Origin of the sequence: Bifidobacterium oedipodis (assembly GCF_012932425.1) — a bacterium.
In the GTDB taxonomy this organism is placed as follows: domain Bacteria; phylum Actinomycetota; class Actinomycetes; order Actinomycetales; family Bifidobacteriaceae; genus Bifidobacterium; species Bifidobacterium oedipodis.
Window position 1 is genome coordinate 411,104 of sequence record NZ_JAAIII010000001.1, and the last position, 23,835, is coordinate 434,938.

The 23,835-nt window shown below is 57.2% G+C and carries 23 protein-coding genes and 1 pseudogene; 14 read left to right on the forward strand and 10 right to left on the reverse strand.

Annotated elements, in window-relative coordinates; translation table 11 throughout:
- Positions 1–63 precede the first annotated feature (63 nt).
- Both G1C95_RS01725 and G1C95_RS01730 read right to left on the reverse strand, forming a co-directional pair.
- Positions 64–213, reverse strand: coding sequence for a hypothetical protein (locus G1C95_RS01725; RefSeq protein WP_169171203.1), 150 nt, complete (start codon positions 211–213; stop codon positions 64–66).
- A gap of 395 nt (positions 214–608) precedes the next feature.
- Entirely contained in the window at positions 609–1,904 is a 1,296-nt protein-coding gene (locus G1C95_RS01730) for a Fic family protein (protein ID WP_169171204.1), read from the reverse strand.
- Positions 1,905–2,068: 164 nt separating this feature from the next.
- Between G1C95_RS01730 and G1C95_RS01735 the strand changes: the two genes are divergently transcribed.
- The 3 genes from G1C95_RS01735 to G1C95_RS01745 all read left to right on the forward strand — a co-directional run bounded on the left by G1C95_RS01735 (position 2,069) and on the right by G1C95_RS01745 (position 5,138).
- Positions 2,069–2,893, forward strand: a complete 825-nt coding sequence (locus tag G1C95_RS01735; protein WP_169171205.1) for a LysR family transcriptional regulator — start codon at positions 2,069–2,071, stop codon at positions 2,891–2,893.
- 67 nt (positions 2,894–2,960) lie between these two features.
- The gene (locus tag G1C95_RS01740; RefSeq protein ID WP_169171206.1) at positions 2,961–4,031 is read left to right on the forward strand and encodes a YeiH family protein; all 1,071 of its coding nucleotides are present in this window, start codon (positions 2,961–2,963) and stop codon (positions 4,029–4,031) included.
- A 279-nt stretch (positions 4,032–4,310) separates the two neighbouring features.
- Positions 4,311–5,138 (forward strand): histidine phosphatase family protein, encoded by an 828-nt coding sequence (locus tag G1C95_RS01745; protein WP_169171207.1) that lies wholly within the window; start codon positions 4,311–4,313, stop codon positions 5,136–5,138.
- Between the two features lie 3 nt (positions 5,139–5,141).
- On the opposite strand, the gene G1C95_RS01750 is transcribed toward G1C95_RS01745, so the two are convergent.
- Complete coding sequence (locus G1C95_RS01750) at positions 5,142–5,507, reverse strand: YccF domain-containing protein (protein ID WP_169171208.1); 366 nt, start codon at positions 5,505–5,507, stop codon at positions 5,142–5,144.
- Positions 5,508–5,552: 45 nt separating this feature from the next.
- Positions 5,553–6,686: a 5-methyltetrahydropteroyltriglutamate--homocysteine S-methyltransferase gene (locus G1C95_RS01755; protein WP_169171209.1), complete on the reverse strand. Its 1,134-nt coding sequence runs from the start codon at positions 6,684–6,686 to the stop codon at positions 5,553–5,555.
- Between the two features lie 271 nt (positions 6,687–6,957).
- On the opposite strand from G1C95_RS01755, the gene G1C95_RS01760 reads away from it, so the two are divergent.
- From G1C95_RS01760 to G1C95_RS01775, 4 genes are all read left to right on the forward strand, one after another.
- The gene (locus tag G1C95_RS01760) at positions 6,958–8,247 is read left to right on the forward strand and encodes a uracil-xanthine permease family protein (protein ID WP_169171210.1); all 1,290 of its coding nucleotides are present in this window, start codon (positions 6,958–6,960) and stop codon (positions 8,245–8,247) included.
- A gap of 194 nt (positions 8,248–8,441) precedes the next feature.
- On the forward strand, positions 8,442–9,188 hold the full coding sequence (locus G1C95_RS01765; protein WP_169171211.1) for a helix-turn-helix domain-containing protein: 747 nt from the start codon (positions 8,442–8,444) through the stop codon (positions 9,186–9,188).
- A gap of 123 nt (positions 9,189–9,311) precedes the next feature.
- On the forward strand, positions 9,312–10,115 hold the full coding sequence (locus tag G1C95_RS01770; protein WP_169171212.1) for an AzlC family ABC transporter permease: 804 nt from the start codon (positions 9,312–9,314) through the stop codon (positions 10,113–10,115).
- The gene (locus G1C95_RS01775) at positions 10,115–10,447 is read left to right on the forward strand and encodes a branched-chain amino acid transporter permease (RefSeq protein ID WP_169171213.1); all 333 of its coding nucleotides are present in this window, start codon (positions 10,115–10,117) and stop codon (positions 10,445–10,447) included. The genes G1C95_RS01770 and G1C95_RS01775 overlap by 1 nt, the downstream gene beginning before the upstream one ends.
- 42 nt (positions 10,448–10,489) lie before the next feature.
- Here the strand turns inward: G1C95_RS01775 and G1C95_RS12485 are convergent, their stop codons facing one another.
- Complete coding sequence (locus G1C95_RS12485; protein WP_240947395.1) at positions 10,490–10,981, reverse strand: ROK family protein; 492 nt, start codon at positions 10,979–10,981, stop codon at positions 10,490–10,492.
- Positions 10,878–11,897, reverse strand: a pseudogene (locus G1C95_RS01780) (ROK family transcriptional regulator); the annotation flags it as partial. The gene G1C95_RS12485 and the pseudogene G1C95_RS01780, both read right to left, overlap by 104 nt.
- Before the next feature lie 144 nt (positions 11,898–12,041).
- On the opposite strand from G1C95_RS01780, the gene alsE reads away from it, so the two are divergent.
- From alsE to G1C95_RS01800, 5 genes are all read left to right on the forward strand, one after another.
- A complete protein-coding gene (gene alsE / locus G1C95_RS01785; RefSeq protein ID WP_169171214.1) occupies positions 12,042–12,740 on the forward strand; it encodes a D-allulose 6-phosphate 3-epimerase in 699 nt (232 codons plus the stop codon).
- 65 nt (positions 12,741–12,805) lie between these two features.
- The gene (alsK, locus tag G1C95_RS01790) at positions 12,806–13,804 is read left to right on the forward strand and encodes an allose kinase (RefSeq protein WP_169171215.1); all 999 of its coding nucleotides are present in this window, start codon (positions 12,806–12,808) and stop codon (positions 13,802–13,804) included.
- Between the two features lie 32 nt (positions 13,805–13,836).
- Positions 13,837–14,436 carry an MFS transporter gene (locus G1C95_RS12490; protein ID WP_240947370.1) on the forward strand — a complete coding sequence of 200 codons (600 nt, stop codon included), beginning with the start codon at positions 13,837–13,839 and terminating at the stop codon, positions 14,434–14,436.
- Positions 14,437–14,524: 88 nt separating this feature from the next.
- A complete protein-coding gene (locus G1C95_RS12495) occupies positions 14,525–15,046 on the forward strand; it encodes an MFS transporter (protein WP_240947371.1) in 522 nt (173 codons plus the stop codon).
- 314 nt (positions 15,047–15,360) lie between these two features.
- Positions 15,361–16,833 carry an MFS transporter gene (locus G1C95_RS01800; RefSeq protein WP_169171216.1) on the forward strand — a complete coding sequence of 491 codons (1,473 nt, stop codon included), beginning with the start codon at positions 15,361–15,363 and terminating at the stop codon, positions 16,831–16,833.
- A gap of 106 nt (positions 16,834–16,939) precedes the next feature.
- Here the strand turns inward: G1C95_RS01800 and G1C95_RS01805 are convergent, their stop codons facing one another.
- Both G1C95_RS01805 and G1C95_RS01810 read right to left on the reverse strand, forming a co-directional pair.
- A complete protein-coding gene (locus G1C95_RS01805) occupies positions 16,940–18,160 on the reverse strand; it encodes a MalY/PatB family protein (protein ID WP_240947372.1) in 1,221 nt (406 codons plus the stop codon).
- A gap of 11 nt (positions 18,161–18,171) precedes the next feature.
- Entirely contained in the window at positions 18,172–19,023 is an 852-nt protein-coding gene (locus tag G1C95_RS01810) for a DUF3737 family protein (RefSeq protein ID WP_169171504.1), read from the reverse strand.
- Between the two features lie 381 nt (positions 19,024–19,404).
- On the opposite strand from G1C95_RS01810, the gene G1C95_RS01815 reads away from it, so the two are divergent.
- Both G1C95_RS01815 and G1C95_RS01820 read left to right on the forward strand, forming a co-directional pair.
- Positions 19,405–20,025 (forward strand): GNAT family N-acetyltransferase, encoded by a 621-nt coding sequence (locus tag G1C95_RS01815; protein WP_240947373.1) that lies wholly within the window; start codon positions 19,405–19,407, stop codon positions 20,023–20,025.
- 413 nt (positions 20,026–20,438) lie between these two features.
- Positions 20,439–21,794: an MFS transporter gene (locus G1C95_RS01820; RefSeq protein WP_335341388.1), complete on the forward strand. Its 1,356-nt coding sequence runs from the start codon at positions 20,439–20,441 to the stop codon at positions 21,792–21,794.
- Positions 21,795–21,811: 17 nt separating this feature from the next.
- On the opposite strand, the gene G1C95_RS01825 is transcribed toward G1C95_RS01820, so the two are convergent.
- Positions 21,812–22,171 (reverse strand): hypothetical protein, encoded by a 360-nt coding sequence (locus tag G1C95_RS01825; RefSeq protein WP_169170915.1) that lies wholly within the window; start codon positions 22,169–22,171, stop codon positions 21,812–21,814.
- Positions 22,172–22,327: 156 nt separating this feature from the next.
- The gene (locus G1C95_RS01830; protein ID WP_417852248.1) at positions 22,328–23,803 is read right to left on the reverse strand and encodes an aspartate ammonia-lyase; all 1,476 of its coding nucleotides are present in this window, start codon (positions 23,801–23,803) and stop codon (positions 22,328–22,330) included.
- Positions 23,804–23,835: the final 32 nt, after the last annotated feature.

A 23,835-nucleotide genomic window follows, 5' to 3' on the forward strand; every position in this document is an offset into this window, starting at 1 on the left:
ACTGCCTTTCCGTTTTGTCACGTTATGCAGCGTGTCCCGAACTATCCAAAGGTTCCGGATAATTCAGTCGCTGAAGTCCTTCTCCAGGTATTTGTCCTCGTCGTAGAGCGCAGCCTTCGCGAATTGCGCTTGTTCGTCTCTTTCGATAAAACGTTCGGCTGATCCGATAATCTCGTGTGGGTAGATGCCGATGGCATTGGTTATTGAGGCCACTTGAGTGACGTCGATGTTGCGTTCGTTTTGGAGAAGCCTGACCTTTCCGTAGGTTCTTTGATAATCAAATGCGTGGCAGATCGTTCTGCTGCAATCGTCTTTGATGCCACTTCAATGTTCATATGGACAGTCTATAGCATGGAGTATTCGTTTTTCCATTGCCCATTTGGGCGGCATATCATTCTTGACAGTGTCAAATAGGAGTGATGTGCATACGGTTGTTTAACGTCTCCAAAGGCAAGTAAACAGTTTTACAAAACGGCATGATTCCAACGATTTCGGGCTTTGGTGCGTTGAAATCACGCCGTTTTCGTTTTATTGAGCACTTAGGGGCACTGATGACTTATCGCATGACTGTGGTTATTTACCGCAGAGGCTAGACATCGACATGTCTGTCAATCTTTGCTTGTTCCGTTTGCTCCATTGTTCTCTCCAACGTAAGACGGCGCAATAACTCCCATTTGCATACGCAGTGCGTCGGATGCCTGAAACTTGAGCGGGCGTCTCCCGGCGAACGTGATGAGACCGGCGTCCGTAAGTTCTTCCACATATTTGCGCACAGTCTGCTTGGTCACAGCGAGGTTTTCGCTGGCCTCGTCGAGCGTCATAGATGTATGAGTATCGAACAGCTCCTCCTGCATGACGCCATAGAGAAGATAAGCGGCATTATCTGACAGCGCACGGTTGGCGCTCAGCTTGTCACGCAAATCGCCAGCTTTGTTAAGCTGGTCGATGCTGATGCCCAACTCATCGATGAGCGTGTCCTGCGCTCGTGCGATGAAGCTAAGTATTGTGGCGACAAAAAATGTGAGTTCGCCGCAGTTGAGTTTGTTCTCGGCCTCAGCGAAGGCTTTGTAATATTCGTTTTTGCTTTCCGCGATGGTTCTGGAAAGGGACAGCACTGTGGGGAGCGTAAGATCATGGCTGAGATAGAGGGCAAGCAAGTAACGACCTGTTCTGCCGTTGCCATCATAGAAGGGATGAACATACTCAAACAGGAAATGGCTGGCGATGGCTCTTTGCAGAAAGGGAATGGTGTCGGATTCAGCAAGATCCATCATCTGTGTGAGCAGCACAGATATTCGGGCTTCGCCGCTGATTCCACTATGGATGGCTGTGCCATGCGGTCCTTGTACTTCCACGTCGCCCTTACGGAATAAATCACCATCAGGCTTATCCTTGTCTGCGATTTCGTCAAAGGCGATTCGGTCGTAGATGTTTCTGATGTCATCAAGCGTTTTGGGAAGCTCAACATTCCGTTCGGTAAGGTTAAGATACAGTTTTGCGAATTCCGCGAACCTGGTCATTTTGCCATTGCCGTTGTTCTCGGTCTGCCGGGCTGCCGTTACCGCTGCCTCCGTCTCCTTTCTTGTCGACCGAATGCCTTCCATTTCGTTGGTGGCAAACAGTTCCTCAGAGATAGCGTGACGGATATAATTCCACCGCATGACTCCAGGCACGCTCTGCCACAGCGCGGAGACTTGCCGTTCGGCAAGAAGGATTTGCTCTGTGAGCATGCTGATGCTTCGCGGCGTGGCTATGAACAATTCTCCCAATGGCGTATCGATTCCCGTGGCAAAAGCAGAATCGGATTCAATGCGTTGCTTAGCAAGGTTGTCGTGGTTTGCGTAGGCGTTTCCGCTTCTATCGGCGTGGAATAGCCTCGCCAATGTCTTGTATTCTTTGTTCATCGCCTATCACTCTCTGAAATACACGCTTCTAAATTATAGGAACTATAAAATAAAGAGATCAAACAGTCAAACTGCTGCTTCTATCAATAAAGCTATAGAATAATTGATATTTCTCATCGTCCGCATCGAACCAGCACGACATGGCCGTGCACTAATGTGGGGCTATGTTCCCGTTGCTAGAAACGTTGATCGCCGTATATGAGACAGGGCAATTCACCATCGCCGCTGACGAGCTGAAGGTGTCGCAGTCCACAGTGTCCGCGCGTATCGCCCAGCTGGAAAAGGAAGCCGGCGCGCCCCTGTTCAAGCGTCGGCAAAAGGGCGATGTGAGCCCTACTGAAGCAGGCCGCGTGCTGTATACCTCCGCCATTGCAATCTGCGATACCTGGCGCGGCACCCGTGAACGCATCGCCCATGTGCAGGCGCAGAAGGAACGATTCGACATGCTGTTCTCGCACACCACTGCGGTGGTGTTGCTGCCAAAGGCGTTACGGCTATTGGATGACGCGCTGGACCGTTTTGATGTATCTGCTCGCGCAATGAACTCCGACGCAATCCTCGAGTCAGTAGGCAAGAAGGAAGCACAGCTCGGCGTAGTGGAAAAACCGATCGTGGACGATTCGGTGCAACGCGCCACGCTATGCGAGGATCGGCTGGTGCTGGCCGGACATGACGACGCCGTATGGCTGGTGCGTGAACATGGTTCCGGCGTGCGCTACTACACCGATTTGTATTTCAAGACTGCCGGACTGGTGCCGGATCGTCTGATGCATGTGGCCAGCAACGCGGCCATTGTCGCATCGTTGGCGTCGGGGTTTGGCCAGTCGCTGATTTCCCTGGCCGCTGTTCCCGACGGTGTACCGTATCAGGAGCTGGGGCCTGAGTTCGTGCGCCGGTTCTATGCGCTGATTCCACGATCTGGACTCAGCCACACGCAGCGTGATCGTATTGATGCCATGATTGTCGCGCTCAGCACTCAAGTATCGTAAAAACCGATGATAATTATTGAATAATCTCATTTGACCGATGCCTACCATAGGTGTTGAATACGTGGGTATGAGAGAGTTCTGTGCAAAATGGTGGAAGCGCATCGCCACCGTTGATATGGCATTCATCGCCGTGCTGACCCTGATCCTTTCCTTCATTGGATCATGGCTGAAGCAATTCCCCGGATTTTCGCTGTTTGGCGCGTTGATTATCGCGCTGATCCTGGGCATGATTATCCAATTCCCGATTCGAGGCCTGTATGTGGGGTCCAACGCCGGCCGCGCCTCCGGCGTGAAGGACGCCGCTGGATTGATTTCCAACAAGCTGCTGCGTCTTGGCATCATCCTGCTGGGCTTCAAGCTCAACCTGCAGGTGCTGTTCACCCAAGGCATCAAGTGCCTGCCCATCGCAGCCGTAGTCGTGACCCTGACCATCGTGGTCACCTATCTGATTGCCCGTGCGTTCAAGGTCAACCCGATGCTGGCTATCCTGACCGCCGGCGGCACCGGCATCTGCGGTGCGGCCGCCGTCATGGGCCTGTCCGGCTCCATCACCGTCGACGAGGATCGTCAGGAGGAGAAGGAAGATGACGTGGTGATGGCCGTGGCCACCGTGGCCATCATGGGCACCATCTTCGCACTGCTGGAAATTGCCATCTTCCCCTTCTTCGGCCTGACCCCCGCTCAGCAGGGTGTAGCTGCTGGCGCCACGTTGCATGAGATCGCCCACGCTGTTGCCGTCGGCGGCGCATTCGGCGACGAGGCGCTGAACATGGCCACCATCATGAAGCTGTCGCGTGTGCTGATGCTCGTTTTCGCGGCTATCATCATCGCCGTCTGGTGGGATAAGACCCAGTCGACTGCCACGAATATCGGCAAGCGCAAGGTTGCTTTCCCCTGGTTCATGCTCGGTTTCATCGCTGCCTCGATTCTCGGCACCTACGTGCCGTTCCTGAGCGCCATCTCGGCCACCCTGGTCGACATTGCCTACATTGTGCTGGGCATGGCCATGGCTGCACTCGGTATCAACGTGAACTTCAAGGCCATCGCCGCCAAGGGATTGCCCGCTTTTGCAGCGAGCTTCATCGCCTCGGTGCTGCTGATGTTCTTTGGCGTCGGTATCGCTGTGCTGTTCTTCTGATACGCTGTGCGCCGAATTTGGTTCGGCATACTGTCGTGTGATTAGCCTCCCTCCAATGAGGGAGGCTTTTTGCTTTTGTGTTGGATTCAGCGACTTATCGGCACTGTGTTTTGCCTTGCCTGCCGGTGAACATCTGGCTAACTCAACAGGATCTTTCGGGCAGATGCCCAATTGTGGTGTATGCTAATGCTCGGTCTGCGCTGCGGGGACGCAGTGGACATGCAGGGTGAGAAAAGCAAAGACATAACACAATAATCGAAAAGCAATAAGGAGACATTCATGGGAATGCCACTTGATCTATACGTCATCCGACATGGCGAGTCGGAGGCAAATATCATCGTTAAAGCAGGGGAGATGGGCGATAATTCGCTCTATACGCAGGACAATGTCACTGTTCCCGATCGTTCGTGGAGACTGACCGCCACAGGACGCAAGCAAGCCGATTGCATCGGTCGCTGGCTGGTCGCTCAGCAGCAGTTATTCGACCGTTACTTGGTTTCGCCATATGTGCGTACGCGCGAAACCGCTGCCACGATGGCACTGCCCAAGGCCAAATGGGAAGAGACGCGCGTATTGCGCGAACGCTCCTGGGGTGAAATCAACACCATCACCAAAGACGACTTCCGCACGAACTATGAGCGCAACTGGATGTTCAAAGCCACCGATCCGTTGTACTGGCGTCCGCCGGCGGGCGAGTCGATCGCCGATGTGGCCGAAGACCGTGTGCATAATCTGCTCACCGCGCTGAACCGCAAGTCAGATGCGGAATCCGTGGTGATGGTCAGTCACGGCGATTTTATGCTCGCATTGATGCTCACTTTGGAAGATCTATCCGACGAGGAGTTCATGCAGCGCGCGGACGCCGAGGAATGGGCAATCACCAACTGCACCTGCTTGCACTATTCGCGCCGAGATCCCGAAACCGGACGCACCTACAAGCGTCTGCGTTGGGAGCAAACCGCGCGTCCCATACTCAATCCTGAGACAGGCCGGTGGGAGGTCACTGTAGAGCCGTGGCGCGAATTCCAACGCCCCTACCTCTCCAACGGCGATCTGGTTGATGTGGTTCACGCCATCGACCCCCACCTCGAAGAATACGTGCGTTAGTTGCTATAGGTTGCGGATTTCCGCACCGAAGGGCCAGAGGGCAAGTTTCGCCATTTTGAACGACTGAATGCCAAAGGGGATGCCAATGATGGTGATGCAGTTGAGCAGGCCGGCAAACACATAGCCGATCGCCATCCATATGCCAACCAGCACCACCCAGATGATATTAACCAGCGTGGAGCCGACTCCGCCGCCATACACCACCGTCTTGCCGAACGGGGTGAGCGTCAGCGCCGCCATCTTGAACGCCTGCAGTCCCAGCGGAATGCCGATGATGCTGATGCAAAGAATCAGGCCGACCAGCGCCCAGCCAACGGCAATCGCCAACCCTCCAAGAATCAGCCACAGAATATTACCCAAAAGTCTCATATGAGTCAGCGTAGCGAAACTGGAGGATTGGCGCTGTCAGCAAAATCAGTCTTCAGGCCAAACTTCGGCGGCGATGGACTGGACGAGAGCAATTTTGGCCCACTGCTGTTCCTCGGTGAGCTTGTTGCCCTCTTCGGTGGAAGCAAAACCGCACTGCGTGGACAGGCACAGCCGATCCAGAGGCACATACTGCGCGGCTTCAGCGATGCGTTCCTTGATTACAGCCGGATCCTCCAGCTCAGGCTTCTTCGACGTAATCAAGCCCAACACCACGGTCTTGCCGTCGGCGACGTACTTCAACGGTTCGAAACCGCCGGAACGGGAGTCGTCGAACTCCAGATAGAAGGCCTTCACATCCTCATCGGCAAACAGATAGGGTGCCACCGGATCATAACCGCCCTCGAAAGCATAGGTGGAGTGGTAGTTGCCGCGGCACACATGCGTGGTAACCACTAGATCATCGGGCTTGCCGGCGATGGCGGCATTGTTGAGCTCCACGCCCAGACGGCTCACCTGTTCGATATCCACGGCGGACATACCGGTTTTAGCCACGAAATCCGTATCACAGTAGATGCCCCACGTGCAGTCGTCAAACTGCACGTTACGGCAGCCGGCGGCATACAGATCCGCAAGAACCTGACGGTAAGCGGCGGCGATATCAGCCTTTAACGCTTCGTCATCCGGGTACACGGCACGCAGGGATTCGACCTGGCCTTCTGCGCGGTTGAGCGTAATCTCCGAATACAGCTGGATGGGTGCGGGAATCGTCTGGCGGGCAACCTGACCAGCCTGCTCCAGTGCTTTCACGAACTTGAAATGCTCAACGAACGGATGGTTCTCGCCACTAATCTTGCCAGTCACCACGGCGGTGTCGGCACGAGTTTCTTCATCGTGGAACATATAGCCCTGCAAAGCGGAGCGGCGTTCCACGCCCTGCAGTCCCCACATGAAGTCGAGATGCCAATAGCTGCGACGGAATTCGCCGTCGGTAATCACCTTGAGTCCGGCGGCCTGCTGCTTGGCAACCAGTTCGGTGATGGCCTTGTCCTCAACGGCCTTCAGCGCGGTGGCGTCGATCGCACCCGCTTCGAAATCTGCACGGGCGGCTTTCAGTTCGGCCGGACGCAGGTAGCTGCCGACCACGTCGGCGCGGAACGGGGCATTGCTCACATTCGTCATATCATTATCCTTCTCGCATGGTTCGGGCGCTTGCGCAGACACATGCGCCGATGAAAAACGTCACCACCATACGTCATGCGTGTCGTCCAACGGTACCTTATCTCATATCTTGCGAATGAGAGTTGGCCGCTCGCCTATGTCGTGTTACCTGCGAGGGCCATTGCACAGCTACAATGACCAAGGAATATGCGGGCATACCGTTTCGACGCAGACGCCGATGGCGGGCCGAGGGGCGGCAAGCCCGCACCCAATTAGAAGTGAGGAGACTCCATTGTCCAATTTGTTCTCTTGGACGCTGCACGGCGACGGTAAGACGCTGGCACCCGGCGAGGTCGTCGAGCCCGATGAGCGCTTGACTTGGGGGCGTACCGCAGGCATCGGCGCACAGCATGTGATCGCCATGTTCGGCGCAACTTTCCTTGTGCCGATCCTGACCGGTTTCGACCCGTCCACCACACTGTTCTTCACAGCCATGTCCACGGCTCTGTTCCTGCTGATCAACAAGAACGTGCTGCCGAGCTACCTTGGCTCGTCCTTCGGCTTCATCGCTCCGATCACCGCCGTGACCACCGCGAACAAGGGTATCGCCGTCGCCAGCTTCGGCATTATGGCTACCGGTATCCTGCTCGCGCTTGTCGGCGTTCTGGTGCACTATGCCGGTGCCAAGTGGATTGACATCATCATGCCGCCGGTTGTCAACGGCGCCATCGTGGCCATCATCGGCTTCAACCTGGCACCCAGTGTGTGGAACAACTTCCAGGTCGCGCCCGACACCGCCATTGTGACTTTGTTGGCTGTGCTGCTTGTTGCAGTGCTGTTCAAGGGGCTGCTCGGCCGTCTTAACATCCTTGTCGGTGTGATTATCGGCTACGCCTACGCCTGCATTCGTGGCCAGGTTGACTTCTCCGCCATCGGTGAGGCTTCTTGGATCGGCCTGCCCAAGTTCCACCTGCCTCAGGCTGACTTCTCCATCCTGCCCATGTTCCTGCCCGTTGTGCTCGTGCTTGTCGCCGAAAACGTGGGCCATGTCAAGTCCGTCGCCCAGATGACCGGACGCGACTACGACAACCAGATGGGTACCGCCCTCTTGGCCGATGGCCTCGGTACCACGCTGGCCGGTCTCGGTGGCGGCTCCGGCACCACCACCTACGGCGAGAACATCGGTGTGATGGCCGCCACCAAGGTGTATTCGACTGCCGCCTACTGGTGCGCCGCCGCTTTCGCCCTGATTCTGAGCCTGTGCCCGAAGTTCGGCGCGATTATCAACACGATTCCCGCCGGTGTGCTCGGCGGTGTGACCACTTTGCTCTACGGCATGATCGGCATGATCGGCATCCGCATCTGGGTGGAAAACAAGGTTAACTTCGACAAGCCGATTAACATCATGGTCGCCGCCATTACCATGATTATCGCCATCGGTCAGTTCGCCTTCACCATTTCCGGCATCTCCTTCAACGGCATCGCCATCGGCACCATCGTGATCCTCGTTGCCTACCATGGTCTCAAGGCCATCGGCAAGGCCACTGGCACCATTGCCAAGGATGATTCGGACGTGCAGTAGCGTTCGTTGCAACCCAAGTAATCACTGACTAATAAAGCCTGTGTTCCCTCTGAGGGGCACAGGCTTTATTAGTTGACAGCACAGAGAAATGAAATATTGTGCTATGCGTTGTTGCTTTCACTGCATTTTTTGTATAATTATCAGGCTTGCTGATCAAAGTATAACCTATCGTGGTCAAGAGGGGGATGATAGCCATGGCTGTGGTGGATGAGGCGAAACTGCGCTACCTCGACTTCATCGCGCGCGAGGACCGTGTGCGGCATCACCGGTACGTCGAGGAAATGAAGCAGTATGATCTACTGAAGGCCGGTGATGTTTCAGCCATTGCGGAAAGCGCCAGACTATGGAACTCCGGGCTGTACGGCCATGTGTGCGACGACCCCGTGCGCAACGCGAAATACCTGTTCGTCACCTCGATTACCCTGGCCACGCGTGCAGCAATCGAAGGCGGCATGGATGAGGAGGACGCCTACAATGCCTCCGACCTATATATCCAAGATATGGATCGTTGCGACAGCGTGGAACAGGTGGCGCGCATGCACACCGATATGATGACGTTCTTCACGTGGGCGATGACTGATCTATCGCAAACCGACGTGCAGTCGGAAGCCGTGGCCGAATGCCTCGACTACATCCACTACCATCTACACGAGCGAATCACCGTGCCGATTCTCGCCGAACACGTGCATCTGAACCCCACATACCTTTCCGAATTGTTCGCCAAAGAAATTGGCATGCCGATTTCGCGCTATGTGACCGACAAACGTATGGAGGCGGCACGCAACATGCTGCGCTACTCGCAGTATTCACTTGCCGAGATCGCGCAGATTCTGGCCTATCATTCGCAAAGCCACTTCACCAAGGTGTTCAGGGAACACACTGGCATGACGCCCGGCGAATACCGACGCACGAACGCGAAAGCCAACGCTTGGCCAGAATAATCGGCTGGCAGACCGGTGCAGTTCCGATGCGATCCGGTACCGTGACGTTGGAGCGTGCTATCGAATGTGCCAATAACGGATAGGCGTGGTTGTACGGCAACCTAGGCATACAATATGTGGACGATGACAGAGCACAGCACAAAGAATCGTGACGGGGCAACACCTGCGGAAGGCACACGGGGTGCGCGCCTTGCGGCATTGAAAGCCGCATTGCCGCTGACTGCGCCGATTTGTTTCGGCTTTCTATTCCTTGGCGGCTCATACGGCATCCTGATGGGCACGAAGGGGTTCTCATTCGTGTGGCCCATGTGCATGGCGTTGTTCATCTTCGCGGGATCCATGGAATTCGTCACCGTGAACCTACTGTTGTCCGCATTCAACCCTGTGGCCGCGTTCCTGCTGGCGTTCATGGTTAACGCAAGACACCTGTTCTATGGGCTATCCATGCTGGGCCGGTTCAAAGGCTTGGGATGGAAGCGTCCATTCCTGATTTATGGCATGTGCGATGAAACCTTCGCGGTCAACGTCTCCACTCCAGTGCCCAAAGGCGTCGACCGTGGCTGGTTTTATCTGTGGGTCACCTGGCTCAATCAGGCGTACTGGGTGGCGGGTGCGACGCTCGGCGGGCTGGTCGGCTCGCATCTGCCGTTTTCCACTGAAGGATTGGATTTCGTGCTCACGGCACTATTCGTCGTGATTTTTCTTGATCAATGGCTTGCCTCGCAACGACCGGGGCATGTGGCCGGTATGCTCGGTGTGCTGGTATCGGCCGCGGCGTTAGTGTTTCTCGGGCCCGACAGATTCATGGTGCCCGCCATGGTGGTGATGCTGGTGCTGTTCTTGGTGCTGCGCCCATGGCTGGATGATATGAAAACGGATGCGGATGCAGTGAATCGCAACCAAGGTGTCCAAGGAGGCGAGCAGTAATGACGATGCCACTGTGGCAGGGAATCGCGACGGTGCTGGCCGTCGTAGCCGGCACCATACTCACCCGATTCATTCCGTTCTGGCTGTTTCCCGAATCTAAAGAGCCACCGCGCACCGTGACCTATCTGGGCAAGGTGTTGCCCTATGCGATGGGTGGTCTGCTTATCGTCTATTCGCTGCGCACCACGAATGTTCTCGCCGGCTCGCACGGTGTTCCCGAATTGATTGCGTTGCTTATCACGGTCGGATTGCACGTCTGGAAACGCAGCATGCTGCTATCCATTGCCGCAGGAACCATCTCCTACATGCTGCTCGTCCAGCTTGTTTTTTGAATGTTTCCGTGCGCAGGAAACTGCTGAATGATAAGACGGCTATCAGTCAAACAGATGTTCGGCCGATAGCGCGCGGTCGGTGGCGAGCACCAGCGCGCCGGCCAAACCGTTGAACCGGCCAAGAGGGCTGCGGCCAATGGTCAGGTTGCGCGTGGTCAACGGGCGCGCCCTGCGGTAGACGGTAGTGCGAATCACCGTGAGCAGCTCGTCGCTGGCCTCGACGATCATGCCGCCGACAATGACGTGACGCGGGTTGAGCACGTTGCATAAGGTGGCGATCATGGTACCGATCGCCTCCCCGGCCTCCTCGACCGTCTGCTCCGCGCCGAGGTTGCCGTCGCGCAGCCGTTCGATCAACTGTTCGACCGTGGTGGGTGTCTCGGCGGCGGGGGGAGAGCTCCTGCAGTCGGCGCAGCATCGCGGGAACCGCCGCCACCGCCTCAAGGCATCCGGTCTGGCCGCAGGCGCAGCGACGGCGGATGCGCGGGTCGAAACAGGTGTGACCCACTTCGCCGGCAGCGCCGTTGAACCCATGGAAAATACGGCCGTCGGATCCGATGATCCCACCGCCGATGCCGGTGCCGATTTTCACTTCGATCAGCGGCTGCTCGCTGGCCGGCATGGTGGCGGCGTCTCCGAGCGCCCGAAGATTTGTGTCGTTCTCCACCATCACCGGGCAGCCCAATGCCTCGCCCAGATATCCGACCGTATCGAAAGCATCCCATCCGGGCATGATCGGAGGGCGGATGGGGGAGCCGTCGCGCATATCCAGCCTGGCTGGCAATCCCAGCACGGCATGACGCATCGGGAGATCTGGCCGAGTTTTGCCGGCCAAGCGCCATAACTGTTCGGAAAGCCAATCCAAAAACTCTCCGGGGCTGAATGCCGATACGTCGATGATGTGGCGCTCGCAGGCCAGCAGTCTCATATTCATATCGGCGACGGCCAGCATGGTGTGACGGGCGCCGACGTCGGCAAGGGCCAGCAGACCAAGCTTCTCGTTGATGGCCAAACGTTCCGCCGGACGACCTCGGTCCACGGCGATGGTGCCGGTGGGGGCGAGTAGTCCGCGCCTGACCAACGTGTCGACGCAGGCGGACACCGTGGAACGGGGCAGTCCGGTTTCGCGCGCGAGCGCGGCCTTGCTTTGCGCCGTATGGGAGGCGACGAGCAGCGCGACTTGGCTGGGCAGGCTGTTGCCTGCGGCGTGTTCCGCTCGTGCGCGCTGGCAGGGTATGGCGAGGTCGCGCAGCTCAGGAGGCTCCTCGGCGATTGGCACCGTCGTGGCGCTTGGAGGCGAGGAGCTGGGGAATTGCGCGGTGTTCATGATGACTCCCTTGTCGTCGGCGTACTGCATGGAGGCGTGCGTGGTCTTTTCGGCCGTGCGTCCGTGCACGACTTTCAACAGATTAATAACAGAATACGACATAAATCTGTCGTTGAGCGACATTAATCATCCTCGTATCGTAAGAATCACCTTAAGGAACATGGCGACACAGCAGTACAGCAGTTGCCGAGCTGGTACCAACGACGAAACCACCAAACACACCGCTTACGCCCGAGCGCGTGCGCGATATACGTCAAAGGACAAGCAATGAACGCTCCAAAATTCGCAGTCTCGCTGATGTGCATGGACTTCGCCATCGCCGGCAAACAGGTCAGCACGCTAAGCCAGCACGCCGACTCCTTCCATCTGGACATCATGGACGGGCACTTCGCGCCAAATCTGTCGCTAAGCCCCGCATGGCTCAAGAAAGTGCTGCCGAACAGCTCCATCCGCAACGAGGCGCACGTCATGGCCGACGATCCCGACATGTGGCTCGAACCGCTCGCCGACGCCGGCGTGAACGTCGTCTCTCCGCACGTCGAAACGCTCAACACCCACGCCTTCCGCACCATGAACGCCATTCGTTCGCTCGGCATGGGCACCGGCCTGGTGCTCAACCCTCTGACCACCTTCGATTCGGTGGTTCCGCTGCTGGAGCGCATCGACATCCTGACCATCATGACCATCGACATCGGCTTCGCCGGCCAGCCGTTCATCGACGAAATGCTCGCCAAAATCGAGCAGGCGGCGGCGTTCAAAGCTGAGCACGGTCTGAACTATGAAATCCAGATCGACGGCTCATGCAGTGAGAAAACCTTCGCGAAACTGCGCGCGGCCGGCGCGGAAACCTTCATCCTCGGTAACGCCGGCCTGTTCTCGCTCAACCGCGACCTTGACCAGGCGTGGGCGCAGATGCGCGCCAACTACGAGCGCACCACCGGCGAAACCCTTCCCGCCGAAGACTGAGCCGACACCTTCATTCCTTCTCATTTTTCCATTCCATCTATTTATCTATGCAAAGGAGCATCACCATGTCCATCACCACCACAGGCACCGCATCCCACGCGGGCACTCCCATCTCCTCCGCCAGCATCGCCACGGCGGACAGCCCCGTCAACTCGGCCACGCTCAAAACACCGGTCGTGCTCGGCATCGACATCGGCGGCACCAATCTGCGCGTCGGCTTGGTCGACCAACTTGGAGCGCTTGTGGACAGCCGTCGCGTCTCCTCCCAAGAGGCGCTTTCCGGTGCCGATCCGATGGGCAAGCTCGCCGACTATCTGGACCGCTATCTGGCCGAAACGTTGGATGACACCTATGATCTCAAGGCCATCGCCGTGGGCTTCCCCTCAGTGGTGGATGCGAGCCGCACCACCGTGATCCAAACCACCTTCATTCCCGGTCTCAACAACGTGAACGTGCCCGATCGCCTCTCCCGATTCGGAGTGCCGGTATTCATCGACCGCGATGTGAATATGATCATCCGTTATGACGCGAAGCGACTGGGATTGCAGGGCGCGCGCGGCGTCACCTTCGGCTGCTACGTGGGCACCGGCATCGGCTGCGCCCTGGCGGTGGACGGCAACATCCTCGTCGGTCTTCACGGCGTGGCCGGCGAACTCGGCCACATCTACGAGGCCACCGGCATTCGTTGCGGTTGCGGACTCGACGGCTGCTCGGAGACGATGGCCTCAGGCAACGCCCTCGTGCGCGAACTCGAAGCCCATCATCCCGGTGCCGTGATCGACGACGCCTTCAGCGAATACGGCGACGAGGAATTCGTCGACCAGTGGCTTGAACACCTCGCGTGGACTTTCTCCACCGTCATCAACCTGCTCGACCCGACCACCATCATCATCGGCGGCGGCGTCACCCAGATGAAAGACTTCCCCAAGGCGAGACTGGAAGAGAAGATCAAGCGCATGTCCCGCAAACCCTATCCGGCCGAGGATTTGCCTATCGTCTACACAATCCCCGGCAAATACGACGGCGTCATCGGCGCGGCCCTGTGCGCCCTGGAACAGCTGTAAGGCACAATGGAGCTCAAGGAAGGATCACTGCGATGACCAAAACCACCTACAGCCCGCTGATGAAGTTCTCATTGCTGTCCATCTCACTGCTGCTCACCTCAGCCAACGCCATCTCCGGCGTTATGCCGGCGCTGGTCGAACAGTTCGCCGACCAGGATCGGTCGACTGTGGAATTGCTGAGCACCGTGCCCTCGTTCTCGATGATCATCATGATCATCCTCTCCGGATTCATCGCCCGCGCCATCGGCGACAAAGCCACCGTGACCATCGGCCTGGTCATCGCCGCGATATGCGGCGTGATCCCCTTCGTCGCCACCGGCTCGTTCCCGATCATCATGGCCTCACGCATCGGACTGGGCGTCGGCTTCGGCCTGATCAACTCGCTGGCCGTCTCCATGATCGCCTCGTTCTTCACCGGCGACGAAAAGGCCACGCTGATGGGCTTCCGCTCCGCCTTCGAATCCCTCGGACAATCCGTGATGACGCTGATCGCCGGATTCCTGGTGACCTTCGGATGGAACATGTCCTTCCTCGTGTACCTTGCTGCCGTACCGATCCTCGTGCTCTTCGTACTGTTCGTACCCAAAGCGCCGGTCGGGACGGAAGCCGGGGGGAGAAGCGGAACAGGATAGCGACACTGCGCAAGCCGGTCCCGCCGCACCCGCGAAGCAGCGCGTCAATGCGCCCATCATCCTGATCGCCGTGTTCCTCGTCGTGGCCGTGACCATGTACATCGGCCTGACCGTGCGCCTGTCGTCCGTGGTGACGAACTCCGGCTTCGGCACCATGCAGCAGGCCTCCACACTGCTGAGCGTCATGACCATCGGCGGCATGCTCATGGGCTTCGTCTTCGGCCTCATCAACAAAACACTTAAGGCGCAAACGCTCACCGTCGGACTCGCGGCGCTCGCCGTCGGCGCGATTATCATCCATTTCGCCCCGAACTTCGCAGTGCTGTGCGTCGGCGCGATGATCGCCGGCATCTCCTATCCGACGATGATCTCCTACACCTTCAACCAGATCTCCGAAGTGTGTCCCAAGGGTTCGGACACGCTGTGCACCTCCGTGGTGCTCGTCGGCTGCAACCTCGGTGCCTTCACTGCGCCCTACACGCTGCGCTTGGTGAGCGCGCTGACTGGTGGTTCTCTTTCAATGCCGTTCCTCGTCTATGGCATCGTGCTGATGGTTATCGCCGCAGTCTACGCCGCATGGAACATCATGCATGGCGCGAAAAAGGTCTGAGCGACACCGTTGCAGATGAGCGTATCTGATGCACTGAAAATAAACACATGGCTTGGGTAGCGAAATCTGCGATTGCTCTACGGCATCGCGCGACACGCCCGGGCCAACTTACGAAGAATGCGTTTGCCTGTTACGGTAATGCGCTGTTTTCCAAAATCGCATGACCTTGTGTCGGGCCGGCCCTGTGCCGGCGAGCAATCCTGCCGACACAGGGCATGCGATTTTTCTTTGCTGGTGACCGCACACCTGTGCGATCCGCCGCATAAGCATCCACCATCCGCAACTGGCCTGATACGGCCGAAAGAGAGAGGTTCATGCTGTCCGCATCACAGCGATCGCAATCCGCCCAATTCCCGTCATCCGCACCTACGGCGGCAACTCCGCAGTCATCTGTTACTTCAAGTTTCGAGCATCCGCACAGGCTTATGCTCGGCCTGTATATTGGCGCGTTCCTCGGTATGCTGTCGGAAACATCGATGAATATCGCATTGCCCGCCCTGTGCGACGAATTCGGCATCACAACTGGCACCGCACAATGGATGGTCGTCGGCTACATGCTCGCCATCGGCATCGTGCTGCCATGCGTGGGATTGCTGCTCAAATGGGTAAAAGCCAAAACGCTGGTGATAGTTGCTCTCAGCTGCTTCCTTGTCGGTGCTCTGATCTCGGCTTGTGCGCCCGTATTTGCGCTGACCCTGGCCGGTCGCATTCTGCAGGGTGTGGGCACCGGCATCGTGCTGCCTGCTATGTACGCATCGATTATGCGTGTGTTCCCGCCGGCTAGCATCGGCGCTGCGAACGGTGTGGCCGGTTTGGTCATCATGTTCGCGCCTGTTATCGGCCCCACTTTGGCTGGTCTGCTGATTGGCACATTCTCCTGGCGTGCCATTTTCGCGCTGTTTGCGATTGTGGCTGTTGCCGCCATTGCCTGCACCGCAGCGTTCTTTGTCACCCCGATTGAAACGACGCGTCCGCAAATTGATATCATCTCCGTGGTCGCCTCTGTCATCGGCTTCGGATGCCTGGTTGCTGGTGTGAGCCTTGTGGCTGATATGGGCGCATCTTTCGCTGTCATTGCGCTGATCGTGGTTGGCGCGATCGTGCTGGCATTCTACGCTCATCGCCAGCTGCACCTTGACGCGCCGCTGCTGGATCTTAAGGCGCTCTCATTGCCGTCGTTCGCTGTGCCTGCCGTTATGGTCACCTGCTCCTTCGCCTGCACGTTGGCCATCATGTACATCGCGCCGCAGGAACTGCAGCGTGGCCTGGGCCTTGACGCCACCATTGCCGGCATGCTCATGCTCGCCGGCGGTGTGGTCAACGCCATTTGCTCGTTTGCATCCGGGCGTCTCTACGATCGTCTTGGCGCTGCGCCGCTGGTGCGAGTTGGTGCGGCACTAGCTATCATCGGCTCCGTGCTGTTCCTGATGATCGGTGTAACCACGGCTCCAGCGTTCTTCGTGCTGGCGCATGTGGTGTTCATGATTGGTATTCCATTGATGCAGCAGCCTGCCCAGTCTGCTGCATTGAAGGGACTGCCGAGACAATTGGCGGCCGATGGATCCACCATTCTCAACACTATGCAGCAGGTCGTCGGTGCCATCGGCACAGCTGTTGCCACGTGCTTGATTATGGCTGGGCAAAACGCTGAGACTGCGGGGCAGAATGCCGCACAAGGATTCGTGGAAGGCTCACGCCATGGCTATATCTTCGGCCTCGTGCTTATTGTTGTCGCCTTGCTGCTGTCTATGATGCTCAGGGAACAGCGTGGCGCATCGCAGGACTGACCGTTATAGATAAGGCGAGCGAGAAGTCCGCACTATTATGCGTGCGCGGACTTCTCGCTCGCCTTGCTCTTACCTGCTCCATGCCAAGCCCGTCCAGTTCTCTGGCTCAGTTCTTGTATTCGCTCAGTCCGCTGATGAGCCGCCTCATGGCCTCTTCGAGCTTGGCACGCTGGGTGGCGGCGTTGATGCGCAGAAAGGTGCGTCCGTTGCCTCCGAATTCGGCACCGGGGGAGAACATAACCTTTTTCTCATGGGCCAGCCAATCACAGAATTGGTCGGTGTCGTGCGTAATCGTGGAGCAATCCAGCCATGGCAGATATGTGGCCTGACATTCGCTCAACGCCACACGACGGCCGGAGGCAACAGTTGCCGGCGACGCATTGTAACCGTCAATCATTGTGCGGATCAGACGCTTGTTACCGGCCAGATAGGTGCGCAGTTCTTCAAGCCATGGTTCGCCTTCATTGAGGGCGGCGATAGTGGCGGTCATGGCGAAAGCGTTCGGCTCGGCCACCTCGTCGGTATTGAGTCCGCGCCACACCTTATGCCGAAGCGTGGGATCGGCGGCGAATACGGCTGCGGTCTGCATGCCGGCCATATTGAAGGTTTTCGTTGGCACCAGACAGGTCACCGAATTCATCCGCGCATGATCCGACACTGAAGCGAAAGGCACATAGGCAACGCCCGGATCGGTCAGGTCGCAATGAATCTCATCGCTGATCACGGTGACATGATGCTCCCAAGCAAGTTCCGCAATGTGCACCAGCGTGGCCTTGTCCCATATGCGGCCGGCCGGGTTGGCAGGATTGCACAGGATCATCAGACTGGTCTGCGGATCGGCAAGCTTGGCTGTCAGATCATCCCAATCAACGTCATAGGAGGCCAGGCCGTGCTCGTCGTCACGCGTGTAGGCAAGCGGCGATTCGAGCACATTACGGCCGTTGTTCAGAATCGAATTGAAGAAGATGTTGAACACCGGCGTCATGATCACGACGTTTTCAGCCGGAGTGGTGAGCTTCCTGACCATGCTGGAAATCGCCGGCACCACACCTGTGGCGAATATCAGCCAATCTTTTTCGATTGTAAAACCATGACGGCGACGCCACCAGCCGGCGTAGGCCTGCGCCCATTCGTCCGGCACCACCGAATAACCAAACACACCATGGTCAAGACGACGTTGCAACGCTTCGCGTACGGCAGGCGCAGTGGGGAAGTCCATATCGGCCACCCACATCGGCATGGCGTCGCCAGCCTCGTCCCATTTCAGCGAATAGGTGCCGGTGCGATCCACCGGTTTATCGAAATCGATGTTCAGATCATTGCTCATGGGCACCAATCCTAGCGGCAGGAGCGGCATGCATCCCTGCAGCAGATCATCGTGGCATTCGGATCCACACGCTTGGGGTCGAGAGTGATTTCACGAATCGAATCGGCGGTAATGCGCCCGGAAGTGGGATTGAATACGGAATCGACGATGCCGTTGAGTTCGGCGTCCACGGTGGAGTATTCGAAAGCCAGCGTCGTATTGATTAGACGGCAGTTACGCATCACTAGATTATCGATATAGCACAGGCCCTGCAGACTTTCGATGGTGCAGTTGACGAAGGTGAGATTCTTCGAATTCCAGCCCAGATATTCACCGCAGATATAGCTGTCGGTGACGGTGATGTTTTCAGCGTTCCAGAACGCGTCCTTGCTGAGCATCCGTGAGTTGGATACGGTGATGTTCTTCGCGCCGTCGAACGGGTAGTTGCCATCGAGGCTCATATGGTCGATGCGCGCATTTTCCAGGTTCATGGCGAAGTAGTCGCCCTGCGCGCTGACATGATCAAGCGTCACGTCCGAACAGTTCCACAAGGTCTCCTCAGCATTGGGCAACTGCACGTTCTTAAGCGTCACGCCGGTGGATCGGCGGAAGTTTTTCGGCGCTTCGATGACACAATCCTCAACGGTGATATTGTGCGTGTACCATACGCCGGCGCGTGCCATCTCAAGCCAAGTGGTTCGGCGGGCATGTACGTCGGAGGCATACCACAGCGGATACTTCCACTGGAAGGAACTGTCAGTCAGCGTAATGCCGTGCGCATGCTTCAATGGTGATTCGCCATCGGCGAACGTCACGCCATCATAATGCGTGTGGTCGGCAAAAAACGCGGCTCGCTCACCGATGAGCTTTTCCTGAGTGACGATAGCCTAGCTGTGACCTTGGATGGTCTCAGCAGTGACTTGGGCGTTCGTTGTTGCGCAGGTGTTGCCGGTAGTCATGGAAATCTCCTTTGCATAGGTTGACGATAAGTAGTACTGGGTATTCAAGTCGTATGCCGGATCATATTCAAATGTCCGCAACCCATATGCGGTCATGCTTTGAAGGTATGGGATCCAAGCAAAAGATGTCAGCCGTGAAAAGTCAATATACGCTGGTTGTCGGACGGTGCAAGACTTGATGGGATTTGCTCTTGCATTGTCGGGGATCATAGGCGTTATGGCGTGTCGTAACATGAGTCGACTCATGGCGAACTACCGTGACTATCGGTGTATTGCACTGATGAAATCAGTCGAATGGAGGGTGTGATGATGGACACGTCGGTAACGTTGCGAGCAGCGGAGGAGCCCGACTACCAGTTGTTCGAGGAATGGTGGAATGACTTCGAAATGGCGGACGAATACCGCGCCACAACAGAATGGACGCCGACCAAGAAGGTTCGGGATATGTTCCTTGAATGGGATCAGCGTGACGATGAACTAGGATTTGGCCGCACAATCGTCGGGCCTCGTGGCAACTGCGTCGGGCATGTTATGGTCTGGCGCAACTCCGCACAAGAAACGGACGCCCGTATTTCGTTGTTTATCGGGCCTTACTATCAAAGCCATGGATACGGTTCCCAAGCGATGCGCATGGCTATTGCCAAAGCCGTGAACAGCATGCGTCTCGATACCATCACGGCGCGTGCCTGGTCGTTCAACCTGCGCGCACGCCATATGTGCGAATCATTGGGGTTCAAGGAATCGGATCGTCGCAAGGGCATGGTTGAACGCGATGGCAAGCAGTTCGACGCGGTGATCTACACCGCTGATGCCGCCATGCTCATGGATCGCGTCAACGAAGAGGCACGACAGCGCGAAGAAGGCGAAGCCTTGGAAGCTCAACGCTTCGCCGCTCTGCAATCAGGCTTGGGCGCGTCCAACGCCTGACCTGTTAGGTTGCACGCAGTTCCGGCGCAGATGCAACCGACCATAACGATTTTGTCGTGACATGTGATAGGGTATGAAGCCATGTGTTCCATTTTGTGCATGATGACTATGTTCGGGTCGGCGTTTCGCCCCGACGAGTTTATGAAGCTTGCGTGATTGCGGTCTGGCCCGCCGAGCCAGTTAACCGCAGCGCCCTGCGACGGGCGTGACGCAAGCGTACCCATGCATACCCGCAAATCAGCGGGATGGACGTGACGATTCCCCTGAGAACTAGATGTCATGATCTGTCATCCGATAATCATCAGGCCCTGATCATTCCGGTCAGGGCCTAGCAGCCGTGTCTCATGCAATCGGTGAATCCTCTCTCGTCTTGTCGTGGCAGCAACTGAAACCTACGCAAGAAAGAGAAAATCGTGTCTCAAGACAAACAATCGAGCCCTGTTCCTAATCATCCCGGCATTCGTGACACCAGTTGTCATACAACGCAATCCACTCAACAGTGGATCGGCCGAGTGGGTCTACTCCTTGCCGGGCAGGCCGCCTCGCTGCTTGGCTCCAGCATCGTGCAATACGCAATCTTCTGGTGGCTGGTCATGCAATCCGATTCTGGCGCCGTAATGGGCTTCGCGATGGTATTCCTTGCCGTGCCTCAAGCTGTCGTTTCGCTGTTTGGCGGTGCCTGGGCTGATCGGTGGAACCGTAAGCTGCTTATCATGCTGCCTGACGCATTGATTGCGTTGGTTACCATCGGGCTTGCCTCGGCGTTCGCGTTCGGACGAGCGGATCTGTCTCTGATTTTCCTCGCGCTTGCGCTTCGCTCGGCCGGAGCGGGCGTGCAGACCCCAGCCGTGCAATCGTTCATTCCACAGATCACGCCGGAAGCGCATCTGCTGCGCGTCAATTCGATCAACAGTGTGCTGCAATCGGCGAATATGATTGCCGCTCCCGCAATTGCGGCAGTACTCATCAACCTGATTCCCCTATGGGCCATCCTGTATGTTGATGTGGCAACCGCCATCATCGGCGTCTGTTTCGTGGCAATGATTCGCGTGCCACGGCAATCGTCAGCCAAGATCGGTTCAGCTGCGGAGCATTCGCAGGTACAGGATGAGGCGGCTAATCACGGGAAGCGCGAAAACGGTGTGATTGAGGACTTCCGCATCGGATTCGGATATGCGATGCGCATGCCTCACATCCGCGCGTTGCTGTTCTCCTATGCGACAGTCAGCTTCATCAACGTGGCGCCGATGAACCTCACCCTGCTGCTCATGAACCGGGGATTCCAAGGGCAGAGTCTTGATCTCGGGTTCGTGGTGCTCGACACCGCCGCAGACAAGCTTGCGGCGAACGAACTCGCATGGAGTCTTGGCATGGTGATGTGCGGAGCGGTACTGTCGGCGTTGGGCGGCAAGCGCATACGCAATACCTTGCTTGCTGCTGCCACAGGCATGACATTGATGGGTGCATTCACGGCAATGCTGGGTGTGATGCCCACATTGCTGGCTTATCTGATGGCCGATTTCGCTGTGGGCGTCGCGACTTCGCTATGCGCTTCGCCAACGTTCACGACATTGCAGACGGAAGTCGACGGTGACATGCAAGGCCGTGTATTCGGCCTGCTCAACGCCTTCTCAGCATTCGGCACACCTCTTGGCATGCTGGTGTTCGGTCCGCTCGCCGACCACGTGCCGGTGCAATCCCTGTTCATTGTGGGCGGATTGCTAACATTGCCAATCGGTTTGCATCTGATGCGGCTTGCCCGACGATGATCGCTACCGATAAAGATTCAGCGATCGCCGAAGAATTGGCCGGCGATATCGCCTAAACCGCCGAAACCGGCTAGGGTATCTGCGAGGTCTCCCAGCGAGCCGGTGGCTTCCGTTACGTTTTGCCCTGCATCCGCCAAAGATGCCCCGGCGTCTGCCAATGTGTCATTGGCGGCTTGGCCCACTGTCTCGCTTACCTGAGGAACAATCTCGCTGGCCTGATCCTGCACATTTTGCACGATGTCACCGGCCGAACCTGTGAACTGCTCCAGCACGTCCTGCGCTTGCGGCAGCGCATCTGCCAGATGTTCCTGTGCCAAGCCGCCAAATCCGGACAGTACATCGCCCAGCGAGCTTCGTGCGAAATCAAACAACCCCATAACGCCTCCCCAATGGTGTGGTTATACATCAACCACCGTATCAAGGCAATCGCATGAAAGCTGGGGATAGGCTGAGAAACCCTTACTGTGTGACGCATCTCATAGAACAATGCCTCACACAGTAAGGGTTGCAGGCTGTGGCTAACAGACTAGGAATTACCGATGCTCGCGACAGGTTTGACCGAGACGGCGCGACAGAGTGATCGGATCAAGCAACCGGTCAAGTTCCTCCGCCGGTAAATCAGTGCGTTCGGCTGCTACCTCGCGAATGGTGCGCCCACTGGCCACAGATTCAGAGGCAATGGCGCTTGCCGCCTCGTAGCCGATTGCGTCATTCAGCGCGGCCGAGATGGATGGGGAGCGCAGCGCATGCTCACGTCCGGCTTCAAGGTTCACGACGATGCCTTCAATGCAGTTGGCGCGGAACATGTCCATCGCATTGGTCATTAGTCGCATGCCATCGAGAATCTCGTGCACGATAAGTGGGTCGAAGGCGTTGAGCTGCAATTGACCTTCCGCCGCCGCCCAGTTCACGGTCACATCCATGCCGAAGATAGTGAAGCAGCATTGATCCACGCATTCAGGAATCACCGGGTTCACCTTCGCCGGCATGATGCTGGAGCCGGCCTGACGCGGCGGCACTTTGAGATCGCCGAAGCCGGCGCGTGGTCCAGAGTTCAGCAGACGCAAATCGTCGGCCGCTTTCTTCAAATGGATCGCAAGATTCTTCAGGCATGCCGAAGCGGCGATATACGCGCTCATATCGGTCATTGCGGCCAGAGGATCCGGGGCTGCGGTGATGGGGAGACCAGTGATGCGCGCCAAATGCTCGGTTGCGGCTTTACGGAACCGCAGATCTGCACAGATACCAGTGCCAATGGCCGTGGCGCCAAGGTTCAGAATTGTCAGATCCGGTACCAAACGTTCCATCGCTGCAATGTCAAGTTTAAGGAAGCTTGCGAAGGCGTGGAATTCTTGGCCGAAGGTCATTGGCACTGCGTCCTGCAGCTGGGTGCGACCCAGCTTGACGTCATTGGCATGCTTGTCGGCCAAATCGTGGAACGATTGGCGCAATTTCTCCGTGGCATCGATTAGGGGGTGCAGCGCATCGACAATCGCCAGTTTGCAGGCTGCCGGATACGTGTCGTTCGTGGACTGCGAATGATTCACCTGGTCGTTTGGATGGATGAAGGCGTAATCGCCACGCTGGTGGCCGGCCAGTTCGAGCGCGCGGTTAGCGATTACCTCGTTCATATTCATATTGGCAGAGGTGCCGGCACCACCCTGCAATACATCCACGGGGAATTGGTCGGCCAAGCCGCCGTTCTCGATTTCCAAACATGCTTGTTCAATGAGTGATGCCTTGTCAGCGTCGATTAAACCGAGTTCGGCGTTGGCGGCAGCACAAGCGCGTTTAACCGTCGCGTACGCCTTGATCAGGCTCGGATGGTCACCATCCGTAACGCCGGAGACAGGGAAATTGCCGATGGCTCGCTGCGTGTGAATACCCCAATACGCGTCGGCTGGCACTGCAAGTTTGCCGATGCAGTCATGTTCGATACGGGTGGTGGGGGAGAGGTCTGGTGTTGCCGAATTATTTTTGGTCGGCGGAACCGTCTGTGGTTCATTCATAGTGCTCATGCCATCATCATCGCCCATCAACG